This is a genomic window from Bacillus sp. LJBS06 (assembly GCF_016924995.1).
In the GTDB taxonomy this organism is placed as follows: Bacteria; Bacillota; Bacilli; order Bacillales; family Bacillaceae; genus Bacillus; species Bacillus stercoris.
Genome location: NZ_CP070483.1, coordinates 3,059,688 through 3,085,000, shown reverse-complemented (window position 1 = coordinate 3,085,000; position 25,313 = coordinate 3,059,688). Strand labels below are relative to the sequence as shown.

Genomic DNA, 25,313 nt, shown 5'->3' with positions numbered 1-25,313 from the left:
ATCAGGTTGATAGGTCTGAGGTGGAAGTGTGGCGACACATGGAGCTGACAGATACTAATCGATCGAGGACTTAACCACATTTTGAATGATGTCACACCTGTTATCTAGTTTTGAGAGAACACCTCTCTAAAGGCGGAAAGGCAAGGAAACTCCGCTAAGGGCTCTCACATCCTGTGAGAAACGCCCAGTACCTTCATCCTGAAGGCATTTGTTTGGTGGCGATAGCGAAGAGGTCACACCCGTTCCCATACCGAACACGGAAGTTAAGCTCTTCAGCGCCGATGGTAGTCGGGGGTTTCCCCCTGTGAGAGTAGGACGCCGCCAAGCAATTGCACGTTAGTGCAATTATGGAGGATTAGCTCAGCTGGGAGAGCATCTGCCTTACAAGCAGAGGGTCGGCGGTTCGAGCCCGTCATCCTCCACCATTCTTTATTATACATATCGGTTTACATATATGCCGGTGTAGCTCAATTGGTAGAGCAACTGACTTGTAATCAGTAGGTTGGGGGTTCAAGTCCTCTTGCCGGCACCACTTTTATATGATATAATACTTAAGTCTCTTGTAAGAAGAGCCATTAGCTCAGTTGGTAGAGCATCTGACTTTTAATCAGAGGGTCGAAGGTTCGAGTCCTTCATGGCTCACCATTTACATGTTGCGGATGTGGCGGAATTGGCAGACGCGCTAGAATCAGGCTCTAGTGTCTTTACAGACGTGGGGGTTCAAGTCCCTTCATCCGCACCATTTCTGCGGAAGTAGTTCAGTGGTAGAACACCACCTTGCCAAGGTGGGGGTCGCGGGTTCGAATCCCGTCTTCCGCTCCAACTATACCATCCACGCCGGGGTGGTGGAATTGGCAGACACACAGGACTTAAAATCCTGCGGTAGGTGACTACCGTGCCGGTTCAAGTCCGGCCCTCGGCATTAAGTTTTGCGCCCGTAGCTCAATTGGATAGAGCGTTTGACTACGGATCAAAAGGTTAGGGGTTCGACTCCTCTCGGGCGCGCCATGATCTATATGAAATCGGGAAGTAGCTCAGCTTGGTAGAGCACATGGTTTGGGACCATGGGGTCGCAGGTTCGAATCCTGTCTTCCCGACCATTCCTGGGGCCTTAGCTCAGCTGGGAGAGCGCCTGCTTTGCACGCAGGAGGTCAGCGGTTCGATCCCGCTAGGCTCCACTTGGTTTCTAAAAAATATTTGGCGGTGTAGCTCAGCTGGCTAGAGCGTACGGTTCATACCCGTGAGGTCGGGGGTTCGATCCCCTCCGCCGCTACCAATGGACCTTTAGCTCAGTTGGTTAGAGCAGACGGCTCATAACCGTCCGGTCGTAGGTTCGAGTCCTACAAGGTCCACCACTATACGGAGGAATACCCAAGTCTGGCTGAAGGGATCGGTCTTGAAAACCGACAGGGGTGTCAAAGCCCGCGGGGGTTCGAATCCCTCTTCCTCCGCCATACATATTCCCAATCATCGCGGGGTGGAGCAGTTCGGTAGCTCGTCGGGCTCATAACCCGAAGGTCGCAGGTTCAAATCCTGCCCCCGCAACCAAATTTTAAAATGGTCCGGTAGTTCAGTTGGTTAGAATGCCTGCCTGTCACGCAGGAGGTCGCGGGTTCGAGTCCCGTCCGGACCGCCATTTAAATATTTAGGCTCGGTAGCTCAGTTGGTAGAGCAACGGACTGAAAATCCGTGTGTCGGCGGTTCGATTCCGTCCCGAGCCACCATTTTATCAATATATATTTTGGCGGTTGTGGCGAAGTGGTTAACGCACCAGATTGTGGCTCTGGCATTCGTGGGTTCGATTCCCATCAATCGCCCCAAATAAAAATTGCGGGTGTAGTTTAGTGGTAAAACCTCAGCCTTCCAAGCTGATGTCGTGGGTTCGATTCCCATCACCCGCTCCATTTTTATATCGTCATGGGCCTGTAGCTCAGCTGGTTAGAGCGCACGCCTGATAAGCGTGAGGTCGATGGTTCGAGTCCATTCAGGCCCACCATGACTTTTATATTCCACAGTAGCTCAGTGGTAGAGCTATCGGCTGTTAACCGATCGGTCGCAGGTTCGAATCCTGCCTGTGGAGCCATATGGAGAAGTACTCAAGTGGCTGAAGAGGCGCCCCTGCTAAGGGTGTAGGTCGTGTAAGCGGCGCGAGGGTTCAAATCCCTCCTTCTCCGCCATATGATTACAGATATAAATTTATAATTGTCGGCCCGTTGGTCAAGCGGTTAAGACACCGCCCTTTCACGGCGGTAACACGGGTTCGAATCCCGTACGGGTCATCCAGAAGCCTTGCATATCCTGCAAGGCTTTTTTATTTTTATCAATCATGGATATGTCATAAGCTTCGTTCTTTATTTTAAAACAGGCAACAAAAATCTCCATATATTTTGTTTTTCTTCAGAAAATGAAGTTAATTGTCTATAAGTATAAGCGCTTTCAGGAAAGGGCTTTTTTTTATTTCTTCGAATAAATACTATAAATGAAAACTATGATGTCAGAAAGGATGATTACATGGCCGCTGCCAGCCCTACAGCACATGATGTTTATCTTTTTCACGAAGGCAGTCTGTTTAAAAGCTATCAGCTGTTTGGCTCGCATTTTCGTGAGCTGAATGGCACAAGCGGATATGAATTCTGTGTGTGGGCGCCTCATGCGTCGGAAGTACGAGTGGCTGGGGATTTTAACAGCTGGTCGGGAGAACAGCATGTGATGCACAGAGTGAATGATAATGGCATTTGGACGTTATTTATTCCGGGTTTAGGAGAAAAGGAACGATATAAATATGAAATCGTGACGAATTGCGGTGAGATTAGGCTGAAGGCAGATCCATACGCCATTTATTCAGAAGTCAGACCAAACACAGCGTCACTTACTTACGATTTGGAAGGGTACAGCTGGCAAGATCAAAAATGGCAAAAGAAACAGAAGACTAAGACGCTGTATGAGAAACCTGTTTTCATTTATGAACTGCATCTCGGGTCTTGGAAGAAGCATTCTGATGGCAGGCATTACTCCTATAAAGAGTTAAGTCAGACACTTATTCCGTATATCAAAGAGCATGGGTTTACCCATATTGAACTGCTTCCAGTGTATGAGCATCCATATGATCGTTCCTGGGGCTACCAAGGAACGGGGTATTACAGCCCGACAAGCAGGTTTGGCACACCGCACGATCTGATGAGGTTTGTTGATGAATGTCATCAACAAAATATCGGGGTCATTTTAGATTGGGTTCCTGGACATTTTTGTAAAGATGTACATGGCCTTTATATGTTTGATGGAGAACCGCTTTATGAATACAAAGAAGAACGTGATCGCGAGAACTGGTTATGGGGTACGGCAAATTTTGACCTGGGAAAACCAGAAGTTCATAGTTTTTTAATTTCGAATGCGTTGTACTGGGCGGAATTCTATCATATAGATGGATTTAGGGTTGATGCAGTGGCTAATATCTTGTATTGGCCAAATCAGGATGAACGCCACACGAATCCATATGCTGTTGAATTTTTAAAAAAACTCAATCAAACCATGAGAGAGGCGTATCCACAGGTGATGATGATCGCGGAAGATTCTACAGAATGGCCTCAAGTGACAGGTGCCGTTGAGGAAGGGGGGCTTGGTTTTCATTATAAATGGAATATGGGATGGATGAATGACGTACTGAAATACATGGAGACGCCGCCTGAAGAAAGGCGGCATTGTCATCAGCTTATCTCTTTTTCATTACTGTATGCGTTTAGTGAACATTTTGTGTTGCCGTTTTCTCATGATGAAGTCGTATACGGAAAAAAATCACTTCTTAATAAAATGCCTGGCGACTACTGGCAGAAATTTGCCCAGTATCGGCTTTTGCTGGGCTATATGACAGTGCATCCCGGAAAGAAATTGATCTTTATGGGATCAGAGTTTGCCCAATTTGATGAATGGAAAGATACAGAACAGCTTGATTGGTTTTTGGACTCCTTCCCCATGCATCAGAAAGCCAGCGTTTTTACGCAAGATCTTCTCCGCTTTTACCAAAAAAGCAAAATCCTTTATGAACATGACCATCGTGCACAATCGTTTGAATGGATTGATGTCCATAATGACGAACAATCAATCTTTTCTTTTATTCGCTATGGCAAAAAGCACGGTGAGGCGCTTGTCATCATTTGTAATTTTAGACCCGCGGTCTATCATCAATATGATGTTGGAGTTCCTTTTTTTACCCAATACATCGAAGTGCTGAACAGTGACAGTGAAACATATGGAGGCTCAGGACAAATCAATAAAAAGCCGATATCGGCCAAAAAGGGAGCTCTTCATCATAAACCGTGTTATATCACGATGACCATCCCCCCTTACGGCATCTCGATTTTACGGGCGGTTAGAAAAAGAGGAGAGATAAAAAGATGAAAAAACAATGTGTAGCCATGCTCCTTGCCGGCGGAAAGGGCAGCCGTCTAAGCGGTTTAACAAAAAATATGGCCAAACCGGCTGTATCTTTTGGGGGAAAATACAGGATTATTGATTTTACCCTAAGCAACTGTTCTAATTCAGGCATAGACACAGTCGGGATTTTAACGCAATATCAGCCGCTTGAGCTGAATTCCTATATTGGAATCGGCAGTGCATGGGATCTTGATAGATATAATGGCGGAGTGACGGTTTTACCTCCTTATGCTGAGTCGTCAGAAGTCAAATGGTATAAAGGGACGGCAAGCGCCATTTATGAAAATCTCAATTATTTGAATCAATATGATCCTGAGTATGTACTGATTTTATCAGGGGATCACATATACAAAATGGACTACGGCAAAATGCTTGACTTTCACATTGAAAAGAAAGCGGATGTGACCATCTCTGTCATCGAAGTGGGCTGGGAGGAAGCAAGCCGGTTCGGGATTATGAAGGCCAATCCAGATGGGACGATCACACAATTTGATGAAAAGCCCAAGTTCCCTAAGAGCAATCTTGCCTCAATGGGAATTTATATCTTCAATTGGCCGCTTTTGAAACAGTATCTTGAGATGGACGATCAGAACCCTTATTCTAGCCACGACTTCGGCAAGGACATTATTCCTCTGCTTTTGAAGGAGAAAAAGAAGCTTTCCGCTTATCCGTTCAAAGGATATTGGAAGGATGTCGGAACAGTGCAGAGCTTGTGGGAAGCCAATATGGATTTGTTAAAAGAGGACTCGGAGCTGAAGCTGTTTGAACGCAAATGGAAAATTTACTCCGTCAATCCCAATCAGCCCCCGCAATTTATTTCATCTGATGCGCAGGTTCAAGATTCGCTTGTGAACGAAGGCTGTGTTGTGTATGGAAATGTGTCTCACTCCGTTCTTTTTCAAGGTGTGACTGTCGGTAAGCATGCGACTGTCAAATCATCCGTCATCATGCCGGATGTGACGATTGGGGAGCATGTAGTGATTGAAAATGCCATCGTTCCTAAGGGGACGGTGCTCCCGGATGGTGCAGTGATTCGCTCCGAAAAAGACATTGAAGAGGTGCTGCTCGTTTCAGAGGAATTTGTAGAAAAAGAATTGATTTAATTACTGAACAGGGGGCAGAATCAGTGTTCAATAATCAAATGTTAGGTGTTATAGATGAAACCACATATAAGCATTCTCTTCAGGATTTAACAGCACAGCGGTCGCTTGGGGCGATTCCTTTTGCCGGCAGATACCGTCTGATTGATTTTATGCTTTCCAACATGGTGAATGCGGATATTAGGAGTGTTGCCATTTTTCCGAAGTATCGTTACCGTTCGCTCATGGATCACCTTGGGGCAGGTAAGGAATGGGATTTGCATCGGAAAAAGGACGGTCTCTTTTTTTTTCCGTCTCCCCACCTTCATCACGAATACGATGAATTCGGTTCCTTTCGCCAGTTTTCGGACCATCTAGATTACTTCCACAGAAGCACGCAGCAATATGCTGTTATCTCCAACAGCCATACCGTATGCAACATTCAATTTCAATATGTGCTGAAACGCCATCAGGAGGTTGGCTGCGATGTCACCGAGGTATTTCAGGACGGCCAGTCGCTGCAAATCTATATCATGTCTACAACACTTTTAAAGGATCTGATCTACGGACATAGCGAAAAAGGCTATAAAACCATTCAGGAGGCTGTTGAAAAGGAAGCTTCCGCCTTGACCATTTGCCCTTATGAATATTCAGGTTATGCCGCTGTTATTGATTCGGTGGAAAAATATTATACCCACAGTATGGAACTCATTCAGCCTCGTTTTTGGCAGCAGGTATTTTTGCCGCAGCAGCCGATCTACACAAAAGTGAAGGATGAACCGCCGACGAAATACGGAAAACACAGCACTGTCAAAAATTCTTTGGTGGCAAACGGCTGTGTGCTTGAAGGAGAGGTTGAAAACTGCATTTTGTTCAGGGCGGTCCATGTCGGAAAGGGAACGAAGCTGAAAAACTGCATTATTATGCAAAAAACGCAGATTGGCGAGGATTGTCTTCTTGAGCAGGTCATTTCTGATAAGGACGTTAAAATCGGCAAGGCGACGGAAGCTGCTGGAACAGCTGAGCAGCCGCTTGTATTAAGAAAAGGTTTGGTGCAAGGAGAGCTGATGAATTCTTGAAGATATTATTTGCTGTGTCTGAATGCACCCCATTTGTTAAATCCGGAGGTCTTGCCGATGTAGCAGGTGCTCTTCCGAAGGCGCTTGCGCGATTAGGCAATGAGGTAGCTGTGATGCTGCCGAAGTACAGCCAAATACCTGAGCAGTGGAAAAAGCGTATGAAAAAAAAGGCTGAGTGTACCGTAGCTGTCGGCTGGCGGCAGCAATATTGCGGAATTGAACATATGGCAGAGGATGATGTGAATTATTACTTCATCGACAATGAGTACTATTTCAACAGGGATTCGTTGTATGGGCATTATGATGACGGTGAGCGGTTTGCCTTTTTTTCAAGAGCTGTGCTGGAGGCTGCCAAAGTTGTGAATGTTCCAGCCGATATTGTTCATACTCACGACTGGCATACAGCGATGGTCAATTATTTACTGAAAGAGGAATACAGAAAACATCCTTTTTATGAACGCATGAAAAGCGTGCTCACGATTCACAACCTGCAGTTTCAAGGCATATTCCCTCCTGATGTCACACATGACTTGCTGGGTCTTGAGATGGATCATTTTCACTATGAAAGGTTAGAATGCAACGGATTTGTTAATTTTATGAAGGCGGGCATCATTGCGGCTGATCATGTGACGACTGTGAGCCCCACTTACAGAAATGAAATATTGACTCCGTATTATGGTGAGCAGTTGGAACAGGTTTTGCAATATAGGGAAAATGATGTAACGGGCATATTAAACGGCATTGATGATACGTCCTATCAGCCGAAAAGCGACCCTTATATAGAGGCGCAATACGATTCGGAACATCTTGCATGCAAGATGGAAAACAAAACGAAGCTTCAGCGGCGAATGGGGCTTCCAGAGAAAAACGATATTCCGCTGATCAGTATGGTGACAAGGCTCACTAAACAAAAGGGGCTTGATCTTGTCCGCAGAATTATGCACGAGCTTCTTGAGGAGCAAGACATACAGCTGGTTGTGCTGGGGACAGGAGAACGTGAATTCGAAGATTATTTTCGGTATGCAGAATTTGCTTTTCATGAGAAGTGCAGAGCTTATATTGGGTTTGATGAGCCGCTTGCCCACCAAATTTATGCGGGATCTGATATGTTTTTGATGCCGTCGAAATTTGAGCCGTGCGGCTTGGGGCAGCTCATTGCTCTTCAATATGGCGCCATTCCCATTGTTAGAGAAACGGGCGGACTTTACGACACTGTCCGTTCCTATCAGGAGGAAGAGGGGACGGGCAATGGTTTTACATTTTCCGCCTTCAATGCGCATGACCTGAAATTTACGATTGAAAGGGCGCTGTCGTTTTATCGCCAACAGGATGTATGGCAGAGCATCATGAAGACCGCAATGAATGCAGATTACAGCTGGGGGAAGTCGGCTAAAGAGTATCAGCGCATTTTCGAACATGTGACAAGGAGTGGACGGGATGTTCTCGAGTAAAGAACGCTTTGCAGATTTATTTTTAAAGCGCCTGGAAATGACGTGCGGAAAAAGCTTTAAAGATTCTGCCAAGCTGGATCAATATAAAACGTTGGGCAATATGGTCAGAGAGTATATCAGTGCAGATTGGATCAAGACGAATGAAAAAAGCAGATCCAATTCCGGGAAGCAGACATATTATCTATCAATCGAATTTCTGCTCGGTCAGCTCCTTGAACAAAACTTAATGAATCTCGGTGTTCGTGATGTTGTAGAAGCTGGTTTAAAGGATATCGGCATCAATTTAGAGGAGATCCTTCAGATAGAGAACGATGCTGGTCTCGGCAACGGCGGGCTTGGCCGGTTGGCCGCTTGCTTTTTAGATTCTCTTGCTTCGTTGAACTTGCCGGGGCACGGGATGGGCATCCGTTACAAGCATGGCTTGTTTGAGCAAAAAATTGTAGACGGGCATCAGGTGGAGCTGCCTGAGCAATGGCTGAAAAACGGGAATGTATGGGAAGTAAGGAATGCGGATCAGGCAGTTGACGTTCCATTTTGGGGCGAGGTGCATATGACAGAAAAAAGCGGGCGTCTGCATTTTCGCCACGAACAAGCGACAATTGTAACCGCTGTTCCTTATGATATTCCGGTCATCGGCTATGAAACGGGCACTGTCAATACGTTAAGGCTTTGGAACGCCGAGCCCTATGCGCATTATCATGGCGGTAATATTTTATCTTATAAGCGGGAAACAGAAGCGGTTTCTGAATTTTTATATCCCGATGACACCCATGACGAGGGGAAAATTTTACGTCTGAAGCAGCAGTATTTTTTGGTATGCGCAAGCTTAAAAAGCATTGTAAACAATTACCGAAAAACGCATAAATCTTTATCCGGCCTGCATAAAAAAGTGAGCATTCATATTAATGACACTCATCCTGCGCTTGCGGTGCCTGAGCTGATGCGGATTTTGCTCGATGAAGAGGACATGAGCTGGGAAGAAGCTTGGCATATCACTGTACATACGATCTCTTATACGAATCATACAACATTGTCAGAAGCGCTTGAGAAATGGCCGATTCATTTGTTTAGGCCGCTGCTCCCGCGCATGTATATGATTATTGAAGAGATCAATGAAAGGTTTTGCCGCGCAGTTTGGGAAAAGTATCCGGGAGACTGGAAAAGGATAGAGAACATGGCGATTACAGCGCATGGGGTTGTCAAGATGGCTCATCTGGCCATAGTAGGCAGTTACAGTGTAAATGGTGTTGCAAAAATTCATTCGGATATATTAAAGGAAAGAGAGATGCGCGACTTTCACTTGCTGTTCCCGAATCGTTTTAACAATAAGACGAATGGGATTGCCCACAGGCGCTGGCTGTTAAAAGCGAATCCAGGCTTGTCTGCCATCATTACAGAGGCGATCGGCGATGAATGGGTGAAACAGCCGGAATCACTGATCCATTTAGAATCGTACGCCTCTGATCCTGCATTTATTGAACAGTTTCAAAACAACAAAAGCAAGAAAAAACAAGAGCTTGCCGATTTGATTTTTTGCACGGCAGGGGTGGTTGTGAACCCTGACAGCATATTCGACGTTCAGGTGAAACGGCTTCATGCATATAAACGTCAGCTGTTGAATGTTCTTCACATTATGTATTTGTATAACCGCCTCAAGGAGGACGCTGGGTTTTCAATCTACCCGCAAACCTTTATTTTCGGGGCAAAGGCTTCACCAAGCTACTATTATGCCAAGAAAATCATTAAGCTGATCCATTCTGTCGCAGATAAAGTCAATTATGATCCGGCGGTCAAACAGCTGATCAAAGTTGTTTTTTTAGAAAATTATAGAGTTTCTATGGCTGAGCGAATTTTTCCGGCATCAGATGTAAGTGAGCAAATTTCAACCGCAAGCAAGGAAGCGTCTGGTACAGGAAATATGAAGTTTATGATGAACGGCGCTTTGACAATCGGCACGCATGATGGCGCTAATATCGAAATCCTTGAGCGGGTGGGCCCTGATTGTATTTACACGTTCGGCTTAAAAGCGGATGATGTTCTATCATATCAGGAAAACGGCGGTTATAGATCGAGGGAATATTATCAGCATGACCGGAGAATCAGGCAGGTAGTCGATCAGCTGATCAATGGTTTTTTTGAAGGAGAAGCAGATGAGTTTGAATCGATCTATGACTCGCTGCTTCCGCATAATGATGAGTATTTTGTACTGAAGGATTTCAGCTCATATGCAGATGCGCAAGAGCGAATTCAAGCTGATTATCGAGAACGAAGGAAATGGTCTGAGCGTTCGATTGTAAACATTGCTCATTCTGGATATTTCTCCAGCGACCGCACGATCCGGGAATATGCGAAGGACATTTGGGGCATCAAGCCGATGATATGAAAAAGCCGCTGTATAAGCGGCTTTTTTTGTTCACAGATTCATTGAATCGATGGCAAAGGATAAGAACGTCGCAAATGCACTCCATAAAAAATAAGGCAAAAGAAGATAGCTTGCGGCTCTGCTGTATTTTTTCGCAATGATCAGTAATACGATTGCTGTGATGGCGACAAGCAGGCAGTCAATCGATGCAGCCAGCAGATTTTTTTGCGTAAACTGGAAATAGCTGAATGCCTGATTGAGCACGTAATTTATTAAAAGCGCAAACCAAAAGCTTTTTGCACCTTTAAAAGAAAACGCAGCATATATAATGGCAGCTGAAAGGGAGATCAGGGCAAACAGAATGGCCCAAATGATGCCGATTGCAGAACCGCTTGGCGTCCAGTCGGGTTTTTTTAATGAATTGTACCATTCTTGGTCAACAGGAAACAGGTATCCTGCGGCTGAAAACAGCGCGTATGTAATCACAAAAACTGCTATGGCGCCGATCATCTTTTTCATGTTTGCAACCTCCGTATGTATTTATTTTACATTTATACTTACCCTTTAGCTTATAAAGATCAAACCCCCGATATGCGGGGGAAATGATGGATTTAAATCAGCTGCTGCAATGCGTTTGATTTAATGCGTTCATATTCAAAAGCTGATTCTAATTCTTCCTTCGGTAAAGCAGACTTGCGGACGTATTTTTCGCGAATGACATCGTAAAGCTCATATGGAAACAGCATATCTATAAACATGACTTGTTTTTGTTCTTCTGTTAATGGGGCTCTGGATTCGTATGCGTTCAGCATGACATGAAATGTCTCGCCATCCCAAACGCCCGTCGTATCCAAAAGCGGAATAATCATTTTGCGCAAATCGCGAATAGGCAGATCAAATGATACGGTATCTAAGTCGATGACCCAAATCTGTTCATTTTCTCCTAAGAGTGTATTCCCGGTTCCGTAATCCTGGTGGCAAAGGTTAGGGCTTTTTTTCAGCTGTTCAGTCCATGGAACATAGGCCGATTGCAAAAGCTGGTCTTTGATGCGCAGGCCGTCTTCAATGAAGCGGTCTATCTCCTGAAGATAAAGCTGTGAGAAAGGGTCTTCTTTTTCCGCTCTCGCCATCAGCTTCCACGTTTCCATCTGTTTGCACCGTTTCGTGTAGTGATTCGGCCAGCGCCCTAATTTGGTAAATACGGGAACGCCATTCGGCGGCTGATATCCGACGGACGCTGTATGGAAATCAGCAAGGCCTTTCATGATAAACTCTAAGTCCTGCTTTACAGTCAGCTCAAACGGTCTTCCTTCGATCCAATCATATACGACAAATAGAAAGGAGCCGTGCTTGGAATATAGGCTGCCTTTTTTGTTTGGGAGTATGCCAGGAACATTCATGCCTTTTTTTGCTAAATAATCCTGCGCGAAAATGGAAAATAACGCTTTCTTTTCCGGTCTGTGTATTCGTTTCAGACAAACCGCGCCAGAGCCTGTGTGGACCTTCCAGACCAGCGCCATCTGATTTCCCTGAATGACGTCTATTTTTTCAGCATGCACATCCCATCCTTGAAGCACATTTTCAGCCAGCTCCGTTAATTTTTTTTCATCTTCTGCTGATAAAGGAAGCTCTGATGAATTCCCCTCCTCAATGACTTCGTGGTTTTCTGCCATTAAAGGACACATCCTTACCTGTTTTACTCCTACCTTATGAATCAAAAGGAAAAAATGATTGAGATATTTGACTATATTTAATAGATGAATATGGTTGTTTACCCGTTTTGTTTTTGGGGCAGTCCCAATCCGCACAAGTTGGTTGATCAGCCGTATCATGATTCTAACTAGTTAAAAATCATGCAGGAATGGAGGCTATGTATGAAAATAGCACTGATCGCCACAGAGAAGCTTCCTGTCCCATCGGTTCGAGGAGGCGCCATTCAAATCTACCTCGAAGCGGTTGCCCCTTTAATTGCCAAAAAACATGAGGTGACTGTGTTTTCTATTAAAGATCCTAATCTCGCTGATAGAGAGACTGCAGACGGTGTCCATTATGTACATTTGGATGAAGACCGTTATGAAGAAGCTGTTGGAGAAGAGCTGAGAAGGAGCCGCTTTGACCTTGTGCATGTTTGTAATCGCCCAAGCTGGGTTCCAAAATTGAAAAAACAGGCGCCGGACGCTGTTTTTATATTAAGCGTTCACAATGAAATGTTTGCTTACGATAAAATCAGCCAGGCAGAAGGAGAGATTTGCATCGATTCCGTAGCGCAGATTGTTACGGTCAGCGATTATATCGGACAGACGATCACAAGCCGTTTTCCGTCAGCCCGATCAAAAACAAAAACAGTTTATTCCGGTGTGGATTTAAAAGCGTACCATCCCCGCTGGACGAATGAAGGACAGCGGGCTCGCGAAGAGATGCGAAGCGAGCTGGGGCTTCACGGCAAAAAAATCGTCCTATTTGTCGGCCGTCTTAGCAAAGTCAAAGGCCCGCACATTTTATTGCAGGCTTTGCCGGACATCATTGAGGAGCATCCCGATGTCATGATGGTGTTTATCGGGTCCAAATGGTTCGGAGATAATGAATTAAATAACTATGTCAAACATCTTCACACCCTTGGCGCGATGCAAAAGGATCATGTCACATTTATTCAATTTGTGAAGCCAAAGGACATTCCGCGCCTTTATACCATGTCAGATGTATTTGTGTGCTCTTCGCAATGGCAGGAACCTTTAGCAAGGGTGCATTATGAAGCGATGGCTGCGGGACTGCCTATCATTACAAGCAATCGGGGAGGCAATCCAGAGGTCATAGAGGAAGGGAAAAACGGCTACATCATTCATGACTTTGAAAATCCTAAACAATATGCCGAACATATCAATGATTTGCTGAGCAGCTCGGAAAAGCGGGAACGGCTTGGGAAATACAGCCGCCGTGAGGCAGAAAGCAATTTCGGCTGGCAGAGGGTGGCTGAAAATCTGCTCAGCGTCTATGAAAAGAACAGATAGAAGGGGTGAACAGAGTGTACCAAAAAGAGCATGAAGAACAGATTGTGTCTGAAATTCTCAGCTATTATCCTTTTCATATTGACAATGTGGCGCTGAAATCGAACAAAAGCGGGCGCAAAATCTGGGAAGTTCAAACTGATCATGGCCCAAAGCTGCTAAAAGAAGCGCAAATGAAGCCGGAGCGGATGCTTTTTATTACTCAGGCTCATGCCCATTTACAAGAGAAAGGGCTGCCGATAGCGCCGATTCATCAAACAAAAAATGGCGGTAGCTGCTTGGGCACGGATCAGGTTTCTTACAGCTTATATGACAAAGTGACAGGAAAAGAAATGATTTACTATGATGCAGAGCAAATGAAAAAAGTCATGTCGTTTGCAGGCCATTTTCATCATGCGTCAAAAGGATATGTTTGCACAGATGAAAGCAAGAAGAGAAGCAGGCTGGGAAAATGGCATAAATTATACCGATGGAAGCTGCAGGAACTTGAAGGGAATATGCAGATCGCAGCATCTTATCCTGATGACGTATTTTCGCAAACTTTCTTAAAACATGCTGATAAAATGCTGGCAAGAGGAAAAGAAGCACTTCAAGCGCTTGATGACTCAGAATACGAAACCTGGACAAAAGAAACGCTCGAGCATGGCGGATTCTGTTTTCAGGATTTTACATTGGCACGTTTGACTGAGATCGACGGGGAGCCCTTTTTAAAGGAGCTTCACTCGATTACCTACGATTTGCCTTCAAGAGACCTTCGTATTCTGCTGAATAAAGTGATGGTTAAGCTTTCTGTGTGGGATACTGATTTCATGGTTGCGCTGCTTGCGGCCTATGACAAAGTGTATCCGCTCACAGAAAAACAGTATGAGGTACTTTGGATTGATCTCGCGTTTCCGCATTTGTTCTGTGCAATCGGCCATAAATATTATTTGAAGCAAAAGAAAACGTGGTCAGATGAGAAGTATAACTGGGCGCTGCAAAATATGATTTCCGTTGAAGAATCTAAAGATTCGTTTTTGGATAAACTGCCGGAACTCTATAAAAAGATAAAAGCGTATCGGGAGGCGAATTGACATGAGGTCTTCGAGACAAAAAGCCTCTATTTCTAAATTGGATCTCGACCAATTCGTATTTACACCGCCTGGGTCAATGGGATGGCAGGCTCATGACTCAATCTCAGCTGAGAAGGAGGAAGAGGAGAAGCATTTAGCTGTGGGCAGCATCCGAGAGCTTCCTCACATCAATGCACCGAAAGAATATCAAGAAGAAACGAAGGAAAAGGAAACTGAACACAAAATCATCAATGATGAAGAAGAAACGAAATTTGAAACTGCTCGAGAGCCTGAGGAGGAGCGTGAGTCGAAACGCTCAATGCCGCTCTTTGAGGAAGAAGAGCATGATGATGAAGAACCAGAATTAGTGGAGGAAGCTAGAGTGGAAATCATCATTCTTCCAAGTGATTCTAAACCAGCTCCATGGTTTTCTTCAGCTGTAAAGCGAAAGGCATAAAGTCACTTTTATGCCTTTTTTTGAGCTCTCTGCAACAAAAAACAGCCCGTTTTGCAACGCGAGCTGTAGGTTTATGATTTTGCTTTCACAAAAAGCTGATTGATTGATGATAAATCAAGGTTTTGCGTCAGAAAAGGCGGCGGGAATTGTTTGTTTTTCGGGGTCAAAACGGATTGGTAAACTTCATTGAGTCGTTTGGCAGCATGTGTAAAGGTAAATAAAGCTTCTACATGCTTACGGCCGTTTTTTGTCATTTTGTTCATTAATTCTTGATCTGTAAAGGCTCTGTCAATTGCTTTTGCAAATGAAGAAGGTTTGTTGTAGCTGTCAATGACAAGGCCGGTGACTTCGTGTTTTACGACCTCTCCGTTACCGCCCCGGTTTGTGGTAATTAAGGGCGTGCCGGCTGCCATTGCTTCATAATTCACACGGGCGAGCGGTTCATTCCACTGAGAGCTGCAAACAAATACATCTGCCATCAGAAAAAGGTTTGGTATGTCGTCTGCGGGAATGAATTTTGTAAAGAGCACGTGGTCTCTGTACGGCAGCGCCAGCTTGCGAAGATAGGTGACATATTGATTTTCGCTGTCATCGCTGAACCACTTCCCGCCCGCTATGACAAGTACAGCATCAGGATGCTGCTGCAAAATCCGTCTCATGCTGTGGATGAGAAGGTGAGGCCCTTTTGTCGGGCTTAAGCGGCCGGCGAATAAAATAACTTTTTTATCCTCAATGTCGTATTTTTTTCGGTATGTTTCTCTGACAGCCGCGCCTTTCGTCGTCCAGACGGGCGGATAAGCGTGTAAATCAACGCCCGAGTACACGACTTTTGTGATGTCCTCGGCTTCAGGGAAACGTTCGATGACGGTTTGTTTAATAAATTCGCTGACAGTTGTAATCATGGAGACATTGTCGAGTACTTCTTTTCCTTGCGCGAAGGTCATCTTTTTTTCAGAAAACATTTCGTTATGCAGGCTCAGAATGATCTTGCTGTTTGGTGAAGCCTTTTTATATAAAGAGACATTTAAAGGCCTGTTAAACACATGAATGAGGTCGAAGGAAGAGGCTCGCAGCTCTTCGGCTACCGCCTCTCGGTAATGCTCTTTTGGCAGATGGATATAATGTACGCCGTTTTTCGTTTCTCTTTTTGGAAGCGATGGATCTTCTATTGAAAAAATGGTCAGGTCGTAGCGGCTGCTGAAATAGGGCGTGACACCGTCAATCATCATTTGAATAGCGCCGCCGCGTACCGCGGGCGCCGGCAGCTTTTCTGTACAGATAAAGGCAAGCTTCATTTTCATTCCCCCTGATACAGCGACGATAAATAGGCAATTTCGTTAGTCAAGCCATCCTTTAAGGATGTGGCAGGATCATAATGCAAGAGCTGCTTTGCTTTTGAAATATCCGCCCACGTGTTGCTCGGTTCCCCTGCTATTTTGTCCGAAAAGTGCAGTATTGCTTTTTTACCGGAAATCTCTTCAATCAGGGAGACAACCTTTAAGACTGAGGCACGTTCAGCGCCGCCGATATTTACCGTTTCACCAATAAGGTGGGGTTTCCCAAGAACAGCGGTGATGCCTTTGACACAGTCGCCGATGTAAGTAAAATCTCTTGACTGCTGCCCGTCACCGAAGATCGTGAGCGGCTTTTGCTGAAGGTGCTGCTTGATGAGCCGATGAAAAGCCATGTCCGGCCGCTGTCTTGGTCCGTAAACGGTAAAAAAACGGAGAATCACAATTGGAATGCCAAAGCTTTGTTGATACACATGGCAAAGCTTTTCACCGGTAAGCTTTGTTACCCCGTACGGAGATAAAGGAGAAAGCGATGTGTTCTCGCTGACTTTTCCTTGTTTTTCGCCATAGACGGAAGAGGTGGATGCAAAGACGAACGTTTGAATAGGATGTTCACGGCATGCCTCGAGAAGTCTTTGTAGCGCTTGGATATTATGTGCGGCATATGGGTGGAAATGATTGCCCCAGCTTGAGCGGACACCCGGAATGGCCGCCAAATGAAAGATGACGTCCACTCCTTCCAGTAAGGGAGAAAGATCCGCTGTCAGCAGATTTTCCTTTATAAACGTAAATCGTTTTTCTTGCAGCAGGGTTTTAAGGTTTTTTAATTTTAAGGAAAATGGAGTAGGACCGATAAAGTCATCGATTCCGATAACGTGATGTTTCTTATCCTTCAGTAATTCTTCGCAGAGGTGGGAGCCGATAAATCCCGCTGCTCCTGTGACGAGTATTCTCATGGGCGCCCAACCCCCGTACAGATCAGGCCGCAAGCCTCGATCGGTTCTTTTTTCAGTACGTTGCGTCCGTCAATCACAAGACGCCCTTTCATGATGCCTGCAGCCTTTTTCCAATCAAACGCTAAAAACTCAGGCCATTCTGTCGCCAAAAATAAAAAGTCACTCTCTTCTATCGCATCAAAAGCTTGAGAATGCTGAGTTGCATGTTGCCGCAAATGTTCTGGAAGGACAGCTTCAGGATCATATGCATGAACATCACATCCCAGCTCTGCCAGCCCTTCAATCAGTCTGACGGCCTGAGAATTTCTGGTGTCATCGGTATGGGGTTTGAAGGAAATGCCGAGTACAGCTGCTTTCTTGCCTTGAAGTGTATCGAAGAATGACTGTATTTTTTTGATATACAGGCCGAGCTGAGTGTCGTTAATGTGCTGCACGGCTTGAAGCAGGAAGGTCTCCGTGTTTTTTTCCTTGGCAGCAAATTGCAGCGCCTGCAGATCCTTTGGAAAACAAGAGCCGCCGTATCCGATGCCAGCCTGCAAAAAGTGCCTCCCGATTCTCGGATCTAGTCCGATAGCGCGGGAAATATCCGAGATATCTGAATGATAGGCTTCACATAAGCGGGCCATTTCGTTAATGAACGAGATTTTGGCTGCTAAAAAGAAGTTGTTGGCATATTTGATCAGCTCTGCTCCTGTTAAGCTTGTAATGATATAAGGGGTGTCAATGTGTTTGTAAATAGATTTGACGATTGCTGCCGATACGTGATCGCCTTCCTGAATACCGATGACCGTTTTGTCAGGATGCAGCATGTCATATAAGGCGTTGCCTTCCCGCAGAAACTCGGGATTGGATACGATGTTAAACAAACTTTCAGACACACCGGAGTCAACCAGCTGTTTTGCTATGTTTTCATTTGTCCCGGGCGGAACAGTGCTTTTCGTAATAATGGTTTTATACGATCGAATCGCCTCGCTCAAATCGCTGATGACGGACTGCAGGGCTTTCGTATCAGCTGACCCGTCCGAACGCGGTGGGGTTCCGACTGCGATAAAGATGACGGGACATTTCTCCATGCTCGATTTCACTTCAGAAGAAAACGAGAGATTGCCGTAATGGTTTATTGCATCAGAAAGCCCAGGCTCGTAAAAGGGAATGTCTCCATTTTTCAGCTGCTCGATTTTTTTGACGTCTTTGTCTGTGCATATCATGTCATGCCCGATGGATGCCAGTGCCGCTGATAAAGTTAAACCGACATATCCGGCGCCAACCACACAAATTTTCATCACCTGAGCTCCTTTTCAAGATTACTGGTCATATATCAATATCCTATTAAAAAAGGGCTGGTTCGTGATTCCGCTTTCTGCCCAGTTGCGTCCGCCTAATTTCACATGGACAAACATCGGGATGCGCTCTTGGAATATCATGTAATAAACATAAGCTGAGGGGAAAATACCATGATAAAAAAAGCGATCATTCCTGCCGGAGGATTCGGCACGAGAAATCTGCCGGTGACGAAGGTGATTCCGAAAGAAATGTTTCCGGTAGGGTCTAAGCCTGTAATTCATTATATTGTTGAAGAACTAAAGGAGTCAGGCATTGAGGACATTTTGATGGTTGTATCGAGCCATAAAAACCTGATTGTCGACTACTTCGATTCCTCTTTGGCACTCGAAGCTTTTCTGGCCTCCCGGGATAAACTTCATTTACTCAGTGAGCATCCAATTCCAGATATACGGATTCACTATGTGCGCCAGCCTTATGCAAAGGGTTTGGGTGATGCCATTTCTTACGGAAGGCCATTTGCAGGCGGAGAACCTTTTGCCGTCGTTTTGCCCGATGATCTGATTTTTTCCGCCAATCAGCCGGCTTTAGGGCAGCTGATTGAAGCGTATACGAAATATCAGTCCAGTGTGATCGGCTTAAAAGAAACAAAAACGGAGGATTTACATCATTACGGGGTGATAAAGGGGGAGCCTGTTGAAAAAGGGGTTTATCGCATCCAGGATATTGTGGAAAAGCCTAAAGAAAACCCGCCATCTCATTTTGCTGCAGCAGGACGTTATATTTTTACACCGGATATCTTTGATAAGCTGGACGAATTAGAAGCTGATAACGGAGGAGAAGTGCAGGTAACGGATGCGATTAAAGCTTCACTCGGGGCACGCAATGTTTACGGGAAATTGCTAGAGGGCGAGCGGTATGACATCGGCCTGCAAAAGGATTATTTGAGGCTGATTTCCGATATGATGAAAACGGAAAAGAACCCCCGATAATCGGGGGTTCAATCAGCGTGGAGATCGCCGAATGTTGTCATGATTCCCTCTTCGTCAAGCTCTTCCTCATAACGCTCATGGGCCCTGCTTTGATAAACTGTAATTTCTTTGCCGGTGATATCAGTAGCAATGAAATTTTCGTAAGACTCCGTATTGCCGATATTCTCTTCGGCGTTCATCGTCATATCATCGTAGCTGAGCGGCGGATTTTCCATATCCTGCGGCGTTTGTGAGTTACCGTATTTTTCGACATCCTGATAGGAATCTTCACTGTCATATGGCGCTCTGATTTCTTCATCATCGTCAAATTCAAATTGCCCGAAAGGTGTTTCTTCTTCGATCGGACGGTCTTTGGACACCACGTCCTGTGACGAATACTCCGCGAGTGTTGTGGCAGTCGGAAGCGCTTCAAGTCTTTCGTAAGGGATTTCCTTTCCGCTGACTTCACAAATACCGTACGTACCGTTTTCTATCGCTTTTAATGAATGCTCAATGTCCCGAAGGTGCTCTCGCTCATGTAAATCGAGAGCGATGTCTTTTTCACGCTCGTAAAGTTCGGTTGCATGGTCTCCGGGGTGGTTATCATAAGCTGAAAGTTCACCCATTGAATCATAAGGAAAGGCTGAATTGAGCTGAAAATGGTCATTGTCTTTAAAACGGTTTAAAATATCTTTTTTCGTTTGTTCCAGTTCACTTTTTAAATGCTGCAGCTGGTCTTTTGTAAGCAATGTGATCGCCTCGTTTCTCTTTGATGCATACCTTTAGTATGAACAGATCGCCCGAGAACTTTCATAAATGCCGGATGGAGGAATATAGGAAGTTTTCCTTTTATGGTAAGCGGATACAAGCTTTGCTACCAGTGGAGAAAGAAATTTAAGCTTTGTTTCTTTTTCATTTCTGAAATTAGGTTTATAATAGGTAAGGCAGGCCATTTGGACTGCATGATCTGTGTTTGACACAAAGAAGACACAGGTGTATGGTATTAAAAGCATTTTAAGGATTATGGAGGAATGTCTCATGGTGACAACGGTGCAGCGTACGTTCCGAAAGGGAGTTCTACATGCATTACATAAAGCCAAAGAAGTCAACCATGCTGTCTTAATAAGCTATTCGAGACAAATCGAGTCTCTTGACCCTCTATCATTTTTCAATTACAGAGCAAAAAAATATACAGGCAATCGATTTTTTTGGTCAGATCCTGAAAGTGAATTGACAATAGTCGGTCTTGGCAAAGAAGCAGTTTTCCAGACAAATCAAAAAAACAGCGAGCGGTATCGTGAGGTTTTTGAACAATGGGAGCGCTTTAAAAAGACGGCTTTTCATATTTATGAAGAAGAAAAGCTGCAGCATTCTGCAGTGGGACCTGTGTTATTCGGAGGATTTTCTTTTGACCCTTGCGAAGAAAGAGGTACACAATGGGACCATTTCTCGGAAGGGGATTTCTTTGTGCCTTCGCTTATGCTGACAATGACTGCTGAAGGCCCGTTCTTAACAGTCAACAGATGGGTAAAAGGAGAAGAAGACGCAGAGGCTGTTTTGGAAGGCTTACAAGCTTTTGCAGCGGAATTAATTGTTCCTGATTTAGATCTGGGAAGCCAGGCTATGATTGAAGCATCTCAAGAGCTGGATAAGGATGATTGGCTGAAAGCAATCGAAACGGCAACAAGCCAAATTAAAGAGAAACAATATGATAAAGTGGTTCTTGCCCGAGAGCTGCTGCTCACGTTTGACGGTCCAATCCAAATTGAACCGGTGCTTAAAACGCTTCTGAAAGATCAGCAGACAAGTTATGTTTTTGCAATTGAACAGGGAGGCAAAACCTTTGTCGGCGCATCTCCAGAGAGACTGATCAAAAGGGACGGCAGCACTGTCATGTCTACTTGTCTGGCAGGCTCCATTAAACGAGGCGTGAATGAAGAAGAAGACCGCCGGATCGGGCTTGAATTATTAAACGATGAGAAAAACCTGCATGAGCATGATATTGTCGTAGGCATGATTCATAATGCTTTTGAATCAGCCTGTTCAGAGGTTGAAAAGCCTGATGGGCCTGTATTGTACAAAACAAAAAGCGTTCAGCACCTATTTACGCCGATTGTCGGACAGCTGCGTGACTCTGCTTCGATTTTTGACTTAATTGAGAAGCTGCATCCCACTCCGGCGCTTGGGGGAGCACCTAAGGAAAAAGCTGTTGAAGTGATCCGAGAGATTGAACCGATGAATCGCGGCTGGTATGCAGCCCCTATCGGCTGGATTGACAGCCAGGATAACGGGGAATTCGCAGTAGCCATTCGTTCCGGACTGATCGAAGGCAGAACAGCAAGGCTGTTTGCCGGGTGCGGTATTGTGGAAGACTCGGAGCCAATCTCGGAATATGAAGAAACGCAGATTAAATTGAAGCCGATGATCTCTGCATTAGGAGGTGAGAGGCGTTGACTGTCAACCCGATTACTCATTACATCGGAAGTTTTATTGATGAATTCGCCCTTTCCGGAATTACGGACGCCGTCGTTTGTCCGGGCTCAAGATCCACGCCGCTGGCTATTCTTGCTGCCGCGCACCCCGATATTAGCGTCCATGTCCAAATTGATGAAAGATCGGCCGGGTTTTTTGCACTAGGATTGGCAAAAGCGAAGCAGCGTCCCGTACTATTGATCTGCACATCAGGAACAGCCGCGGCCAATTTTTATCCGGCTGTGGTTGAAGCCCATTATTCAAGGGTGCCAATTATTGTGTTAACTGCTGATCGGCCTCATGAGCTGCGCGAAGTAGGCGCACCGCAGGCTATTAATCAGCACTTCTTATTCGGTAACTTTGTTAAGTTTTTCACAGACTCTGCTCTTCCTGAAGAGTCTCCGCAAATGCTGAGATACATCCGAACGCTGGCAAGCCGCGCTGCCGGTGAAGCACAAAAACGACCAATGGGGCCTGTCCATGTGAATGTGCCGCTGCGCGAACCGCTGATGCCGGATCTTTCGGATGAGCCGTTTGGAAGAATGAGAACAGGCCGTCATGTGTCTGTAAAAACGGGTACGCAGTCTGTTGACCGCGAATCCCTTTCTGATGTGGCTGAAATGCTCACAGAGGCTGAAAAAGGAATGATCGTCTGCGGAGAGCTCCATAGTGAAGCGGATAAGGAAAACATTATTGCGCTGTCAAAAGCGCTTCAGTATCCGATTTTAGCGGATCCGCTGTCTAATCTGCGGTATGGTGTTCACGATAAAAGCACTGTCATTGATGCGTATGATTCATTTTTAAAAGATGATGAGCTGAAGCTGAAACTTCGTCCTGATGTTGTCATCCGGTTTGGGCCGATGCCTGTTTCAAAACCGGTTTTCTTATGGCTTAAGGATGATCCGGCGATTCAGCAAATCGTGATTGACGAGGATGGAGGGTGGAGAGACCCGACACAGGCAAGCGCGCATATGATCCATTGTAATGCGTCTGTTTTTGCTGAGGAGATCATGGCAGGCCTTACTGCTGCCACCAGATCATCAGAGTGGCTTGAGAAGTGGCAGTTTGTCAATGGGCGGTTCCGCGAGCATTTGCAAACCATCAGCAGTGAAGATGTTTCGTTTGAAGGCAATCTCTATCGAATCCTTCAGCATCTTGTGCCTGAAAACAGCTCGCTGTTTGTTGGCAACAGCATGCCGATCAGGGATGTTGATACGTTTTTTGAAAAGCAGGAACGCTCTTTCCGGATTTATTCAAACCGGGGCGCAAACGGGATAGACGGTGTCGTCTCCTCTGCGATGGGGGTATGTGAAGGAACAAAAGCGCCTGTTACCCTTGTGATTGGAGATTTATCTTTTTATCATGATTTAAACGGCCTGCTCGCGGCCAAAAAACTGGGCATTCCTCTGACTGTGATTCTTGTCAATAATGACGGCGGAGGGATCTTTTCCTTTTTGCCGCAGGCTTCTGAGAAGACACACTTTGAAGATTTGTTCGGCACACCGACTGGGCTCGATTTCAAGCATGCGGCTGCACTTTACGGCGGAACGTATTCATGCCCGGCTTCATGGGATGAATTCAAAACAGCTTACGCGCCGCAGGCAGACAAACCCGGACTCCATTTGATCGAAATCAAAACAGATCGCCAATCGAGAGTCCAGCTTCATCGCGATATGCTGAACGAGGCTGTGCGGGAAGTGAAAAAACAATGGGATCTGTAAACATAACGGTGTCAGATGGTGTCCGGTATGCTGTGACAGACGTCGGACAGGATGCTTCCGAAGCCGTCGTCTGTCTGCACGGGTTTACAGGCAGCAAACAATCATGGACTTTTCTTGATGAGATGCTGCCTGATTCCCGCTTGATCAAAATTGATTGTTTAGGGCATGGTGAAACCGATGCCCCGCTGAATGGGAAAAGATACAGCACTAGCCGGCAGGTTTCTGACCTTGCCGAGATTTTTGATCAATTAAAACTTCACAAAGTGAAATTGATTGGGTATTCTATGGGAGGAAGGCTTGCTTACTCCTTTGCGATGACATATCCAGAGCGGGTATCAGCACTTGTGCTTGAAAGCACAACGCCGGGACTCAAAACGCTTGGGGAACGGCGGGAGCGGATCATGCGGGACCGGAAGCTTGCTGATTTTATTTTGCGTGACGGGATCAAAGCGTTTGTTGAGTATTGGGAGAACATCCCTTTGTTTTCATCCCAGCAGCGGCTGGCAGAAGATATTCGGCACAGGATACGATCGGGCCGTCTGCGGAACAATAAGATTGGGCTTGCGAACAGTTTAACCGGCATGGGCACCGGTTCACAGCCTTCCTTGTGGAGCCGTGTAGAAGAAATAGCCGTTCCTGTGCTCCTTATCTGCGGCGAGTGGGACGAAAAATTTTGCGCCATCAATCAAGAGGTGCATAAGATGCTTCCTTCTAGTAGAATAGAGATTGTTCCAAAGGCAGGACATACGGTCCATGTGGAACAGCCGCGATTGTTTGGTAAAATAGTGAGTGAGTTTTTGACAAGCATCTGACTCATTCACATAGAGAATAAAAGGAGGTCATCATATGGCTGAATGGAAAACAAAACGGACATACGATGAGATATTGTATGAAACGTATAATGGCATTGCAAAAATAACAATCAACCGACCTGAGGTACATAATGCGTTTACCCCTAAAACGGTTGCTGAAATGATTGATGCGTTTGCTGACGCAAGAGACGACCAAAATGTTGGGGTTATCGTGCTTGCCGGCGCAGGGGACAAAGCATTTTGTTCTGGCGGAGACCAAAAAGTGCGCGGCCACGGTGGATATGTAGGAGACGACCAGATCCCGCGTCTAAACGTATTGGATCTTCAGCGTTTAATCCGTGTCATTCCGAAACCGGTTGTTGCGATGGTGTCTGGATATGCGATCGGCGGAGGCCATGTGCTTCACATCGTATGTGACTTGACAATTGCTGCAGACAACGCAATTTTCGGACAAACAGGCCCTAAAGTGGGAAGCTTCGATGCAGGTTACGGTTCTGGCTATCTGGCTCGAATTGTTGGGCACAAAAAAGCACGTGAAATATGGTACCTATGCCGTCAGTACAACGCACAAGAAGCACTGGACATGGGTCTTGTCAACACAGTCGTTCCTTTGGAACAGCTTGAAGAAGAAACGATTAAATGGTGTGAAGAAATGCTTGAAAAAAGCCCGACCGCACTGCGCTTTCTTAAAGCTGCGTTTAACGCGGACACAGACGGACTTGCTGGAATTCAGCAGTTTGCAGGGGATGCTACCCTTCTTTACTACACAACAGATGAAGCAAAAGAAGGCCGTGATTCCTTCAAGGAAAAACGCAAACCTGATTTCGGACAGTTCCCTCGTTTCCCGTGATCAGCAATACTTAGTCAACCAACAGCTTGAGACTTTGCGGTC

General features: G+C 45.5%; 19 protein-coding genes, 21 tRNA genes and 2 rRNA genes (1 of these 42 only partly in view). 36 read left to right on the top strand and 6 right to left on the bottom strand.

Going from position 1 to position 25,313, the window contains the following annotated elements; translation table 11 throughout:
• From JQX68_RS15760 to glgP, 28 genes are all read left to right on the top strand, one after another.
• Positions 1-78 (top strand): 23S ribosomal RNA (locus tag JQX68_RS15760) (it extends 2,850 nt beyond the left edge of the window).
• Positions 79-211: 133 nt separating this feature from the next.
• A 5S ribosomal RNA gene (rrf, locus tag JQX68_RS15755) occupies positions 212-327 on the top strand.
• A gap of 22 nt (positions 328-349) precedes the next feature.
• Positions 350-425: transfer RNA gene (locus JQX68_RS15750), tRNA-Val, on the top strand.
• Positions 426-456: 31 nt separating this feature from the next.
• A tRNA-Thr gene (locus JQX68_RS15745) sits at positions 457-532 on the top strand.
• 37 nt (positions 533-569) lie between these two features.
• A tRNA-Lys gene (locus JQX68_RS15740) sits at positions 570-645 on the top strand.
• A 10-nt stretch (positions 646-655) separates the two neighbouring features.
• Positions 656-742 (top strand) — tRNA-Leu (locus tag JQX68_RS15735).
• 5 nt (positions 743-747) lie between these two features.
• Positions 748-822 (top strand) — tRNA-Gly (locus JQX68_RS15730).
• A 14-nt stretch (positions 823-836) separates the two neighbouring features.
• Positions 837-922: transfer RNA gene (locus JQX68_RS15725), tRNA-Leu, on the top strand.
• Between the two features lie 9 nt (positions 923-931).
• Positions 932-1,008: transfer RNA gene (locus tag JQX68_RS15720), tRNA-Arg, on the top strand.
• Between the two features lie 15 nt (positions 1,009-1,023).
• Positions 1,024-1,100, top strand: a tRNA-Pro gene (locus JQX68_RS15715).
• Positions 1,101-1,105: 5 nt separating this feature from the next.
• Positions 1,106-1,178, top strand: a tRNA-Ala gene (locus JQX68_RS15710).
• 21 nt (positions 1,179-1,199) lie between these two features.
• Positions 1,200-1,276 (top strand) — tRNA-Met (locus JQX68_RS15705).
• A gap of 2 nt (positions 1,277-1,278) precedes the next feature.
• Positions 1,279-1,355, top strand: a tRNA-Ile gene (locus tag JQX68_RS15700).
• A 6-nt stretch (positions 1,356-1,361) separates the two neighbouring features.
• Positions 1,362-1,454: transfer RNA gene (locus tag JQX68_RS15695), tRNA-Ser, on the top strand.
• 17 nt (positions 1,455-1,471) lie between these two features.
• Positions 1,472-1,548 (top strand) — tRNA-Met (locus JQX68_RS15690).
• Positions 1,549-1,559: 11 nt separating this feature from the next.
• A tRNA-Asp gene (locus JQX68_RS15685) sits at positions 1,560-1,636 on the top strand.
• A gap of 12 nt (positions 1,637-1,648) precedes the next feature.
• A tRNA-Phe gene (locus JQX68_RS15680) sits at positions 1,649-1,724 on the top strand.
• Positions 1,725-1,744: 20 nt separating this feature from the next.
• A tRNA-His gene (locus JQX68_RS15675) sits at positions 1,745-1,820 on the top strand.
• Positions 1,821-1,830: 10 nt separating this feature from the next.
• Positions 1,831-1,904: transfer RNA gene (locus JQX68_RS15670), tRNA-Gly, on the top strand.
• A gap of 15 nt (positions 1,905-1,919) precedes the next feature.
• Positions 1,920-1,996, top strand: a tRNA-Ile gene (locus JQX68_RS15665).
• Positions 1,997-2,008: 12 nt separating this feature from the next.
• Positions 2,009-2,083, top strand: a tRNA-Asn gene (locus JQX68_RS15660).
• A 3-nt stretch (positions 2,084-2,086) separates the two neighbouring features.
• Positions 2,087-2,177 (top strand) — tRNA-Ser (locus tag JQX68_RS15655).
• A gap of 30 nt (positions 2,178-2,207) precedes the next feature.
• Positions 2,208-2,279, top strand: a tRNA-Glu gene (locus JQX68_RS15650).
• 232 nt (positions 2,280-2,511) lie between these two features.
• Positions 2,512-4,395 (top strand): 1,4-alpha-glucan branching enzyme, encoded by a 1,884-nt coding sequence (gene glgB / locus JQX68_RS15645; protein ID WP_147772414.1) that lies wholly within the window; start codon positions 2,512-2,514, stop codon positions 4,393-4,395.
• On the top strand, positions 4,392-5,534 hold the full coding sequence (locus JQX68_RS15640; protein WP_147772413.1) for a glucose-1-phosphate adenylyltransferase: 1,143 nt from the start codon (positions 4,392-4,394) through the stop codon (positions 5,532-5,534). Before glgB ends, JQX68_RS15640 begins: the two co-directional genes overlap by 4 nt.
• Positions 5,535-5,557: 23 nt before the next feature.
• The gene (gene glgD, locus JQX68_RS15635; protein ID WP_103030900.1) at positions 5,558-6,589 is read left to right on the top strand and encodes a glucose-1-phosphate adenylyltransferase subunit GlgD; all 1,032 of its coding nucleotides are present in this window, start codon (positions 5,558-5,560) and stop codon (positions 6,587-6,589) included.
• Positions 6,586-8,040: a glycogen synthase GlgA gene (gene glgA / locus JQX68_RS15630; protein WP_147772412.1), complete on the top strand. Its 1,455-nt coding sequence runs from the start codon at positions 6,586-6,588 to the stop codon at positions 8,038-8,040. The genes glgD and glgA overlap by 4 nt, the downstream gene beginning before the upstream one ends.
• Positions 8,027-10,423, top strand: coding sequence for a glycogen phosphorylase GlgP (gene glgP, locus JQX68_RS15625; RefSeq protein WP_014665119.1), 2,397 nt, complete (start codon positions 8,027-8,029; stop codon positions 10,421-10,423). Before glgA ends, glgP begins: the two co-directional genes overlap by 14 nt.
• Before the next feature lie 30 nt (positions 10,424-10,453).
• On the opposite strand, the gene JQX68_RS15620 is transcribed toward glgP, so the two are convergent.
• Together JQX68_RS15620 and cotI are read right to left on the bottom strand one after the other, a co-directional pair.
• Entirely contained in the window at positions 10,454-10,921 is a 468-nt protein-coding gene (locus JQX68_RS15620) for a TspO/MBR family protein (RefSeq protein ID WP_040082028.1), read from the bottom strand.
• Between the two features lie 92 nt (positions 10,922-11,013).
• Positions 11,014-12,087: a spore coat kinase CotI gene (gene cotI, locus JQX68_RS15615; RefSeq protein ID WP_147772411.1), complete on the bottom strand. Its 1,074-nt coding sequence runs from the start codon at positions 12,085-12,087 to the stop codon at positions 11,014-11,016.
• Positions 12,088-12,276: 189 nt separating this feature from the next.
• On the opposite strand from cotI, the gene cotSA reads away from it, so the two are divergent.
• From cotSA to JQX68_RS15600, 3 genes are read left to right on the top strand one after another with little or no spacing between them, the layout of a single operon-like run.
• Entirely contained in the window at positions 12,277-13,410 is a 1,134-nt protein-coding gene (gene cotSA / locus JQX68_RS15610; RefSeq protein WP_136654389.1) for a spore coat protein CotSA, read from the top strand.
• A 14-nt stretch (positions 13,411-13,424) separates the two neighbouring features.
• The gene (gene cotS / locus JQX68_RS15605; RefSeq protein ID WP_014665115.1) at positions 13,425-14,480 is read left to right on the top strand and encodes a spore coat putative kinase CotS; all 1,056 of its coding nucleotides are present in this window, start codon (positions 13,425-13,427) and stop codon (positions 14,478-14,480) included.
• Between the two features lies 1 nt (position 14,481).
• Positions 14,482-14,916 carry a hypothetical protein gene (locus JQX68_RS15600; RefSeq protein ID WP_014665114.1) on the top strand — a complete coding sequence of 145 codons (435 nt, stop codon included), beginning with the start codon at positions 14,482-14,484 and terminating at the stop codon, positions 14,914-14,916.
• A gap of 71 nt (positions 14,917-14,987) precedes the next feature.
• Here the strand turns inward: JQX68_RS15600 and JQX68_RS15595 are convergent, their stop codons facing one another.
• Genes JQX68_RS15595 through JQX68_RS15585 form a run of 3 tightly spaced genes read right to left on the bottom strand, consistent with a single transcriptional unit; the run spans position 14,988 to position 18,447 of the window.
• Positions 14,988-16,211, bottom strand: a complete 1,224-nt coding sequence (locus tag JQX68_RS15595) for a glycosyltransferase family 4 protein (RefSeq protein WP_014665113.1) — start codon at positions 16,209-16,211, stop codon at positions 14,988-14,990.
• A gap of 2 nt (positions 16,212-16,213) precedes the next feature.
• Positions 16,214-17,164 (bottom strand): NAD-dependent epimerase/dehydratase family protein, encoded by a 951-nt coding sequence (locus tag JQX68_RS15590; protein ID WP_147772410.1) that lies wholly within the window; start codon positions 17,162-17,164, stop codon positions 16,214-16,216.
• Entirely contained in the window at positions 17,161-18,447 is a 1,287-nt protein-coding gene (locus JQX68_RS15585) for a UDP-glucose dehydrogenase family protein (RefSeq protein ID WP_147772409.1), read from the bottom strand. The genes JQX68_RS15590 and JQX68_RS15585 overlap by 4 nt, the downstream gene beginning before the upstream one ends.
• A gap of 171 nt (positions 18,448-18,618) precedes the next feature.
• Between JQX68_RS15585 and JQX68_RS15580 the strand changes: the two genes are divergently transcribed.
• Positions 18,619-19,437 (top strand): UTP--glucose-1-phosphate uridylyltransferase, encoded by an 819-nt coding sequence (locus tag JQX68_RS15580; RefSeq protein WP_205440343.1) that lies wholly within the window; start codon positions 18,619-18,621, stop codon positions 19,435-19,437.
• A gap of 8 nt (positions 19,438-19,445) precedes the next feature.
• Here the strand turns inward: JQX68_RS15580 and JQX68_RS15575 are convergent, their stop codons facing one another.
• A complete protein-coding gene (locus JQX68_RS15575; protein WP_014665108.1) occupies positions 19,446-20,165 on the bottom strand; it encodes a yteA family sporulation protein in 720 nt (239 codons plus the stop codon).
• Positions 20,166-20,454: 289 nt separating this feature from the next.
• Here JQX68_RS15575 and JQX68_RS15570 point away from each other — a divergent pair, with 289 nt between their 5' ends.
• The 4 genes from JQX68_RS15570 to menB are packed head-to-tail and all read left to right on the top strand — an operon-like array spanning position 20,455 to position 25,271.
• Complete coding sequence (locus JQX68_RS15570; RefSeq protein ID WP_205440342.1) at positions 20,455-21,870, top strand: isochorismate synthase; 1,416 nt, start codon at positions 20,455-20,457, stop codon at positions 21,868-21,870.
• A complete protein-coding gene (menD, locus tag JQX68_RS15565) occupies positions 21,867-23,609 on the top strand; it encodes a 2-succinyl-5-enolpyruvyl-6-hydroxy-3-cyclohexene-1-carboxylic-acid synthase (protein ID WP_147772406.1) in 1,743 nt (580 codons plus the stop codon). The genes JQX68_RS15570 and menD overlap by 4 nt, the downstream gene beginning before the upstream one ends.
• Complete coding sequence (menH, locus tag JQX68_RS15560) at positions 23,597-24,421, top strand: 2-succinyl-6-hydroxy-2,4-cyclohexadiene-1-carboxylate synthase (protein WP_103030890.1); 825 nt, start codon at positions 23,597-23,599, stop codon at positions 24,419-24,421. Before menD ends, menH begins: the two co-directional genes overlap by 13 nt.
• 34 nt (positions 24,422-24,455) lie before the next feature.
• Positions 24,456-25,271, top strand: coding sequence for a 1,4-dihydroxy-2-naphthoyl-CoA synthase (menB, locus tag JQX68_RS15555; RefSeq protein ID WP_003229054.1), 816 nt, complete (start codon positions 24,456-24,458; stop codon positions 25,269-25,271).
• Positions 25,272-25,313: the final 42 nt, after the last annotated feature.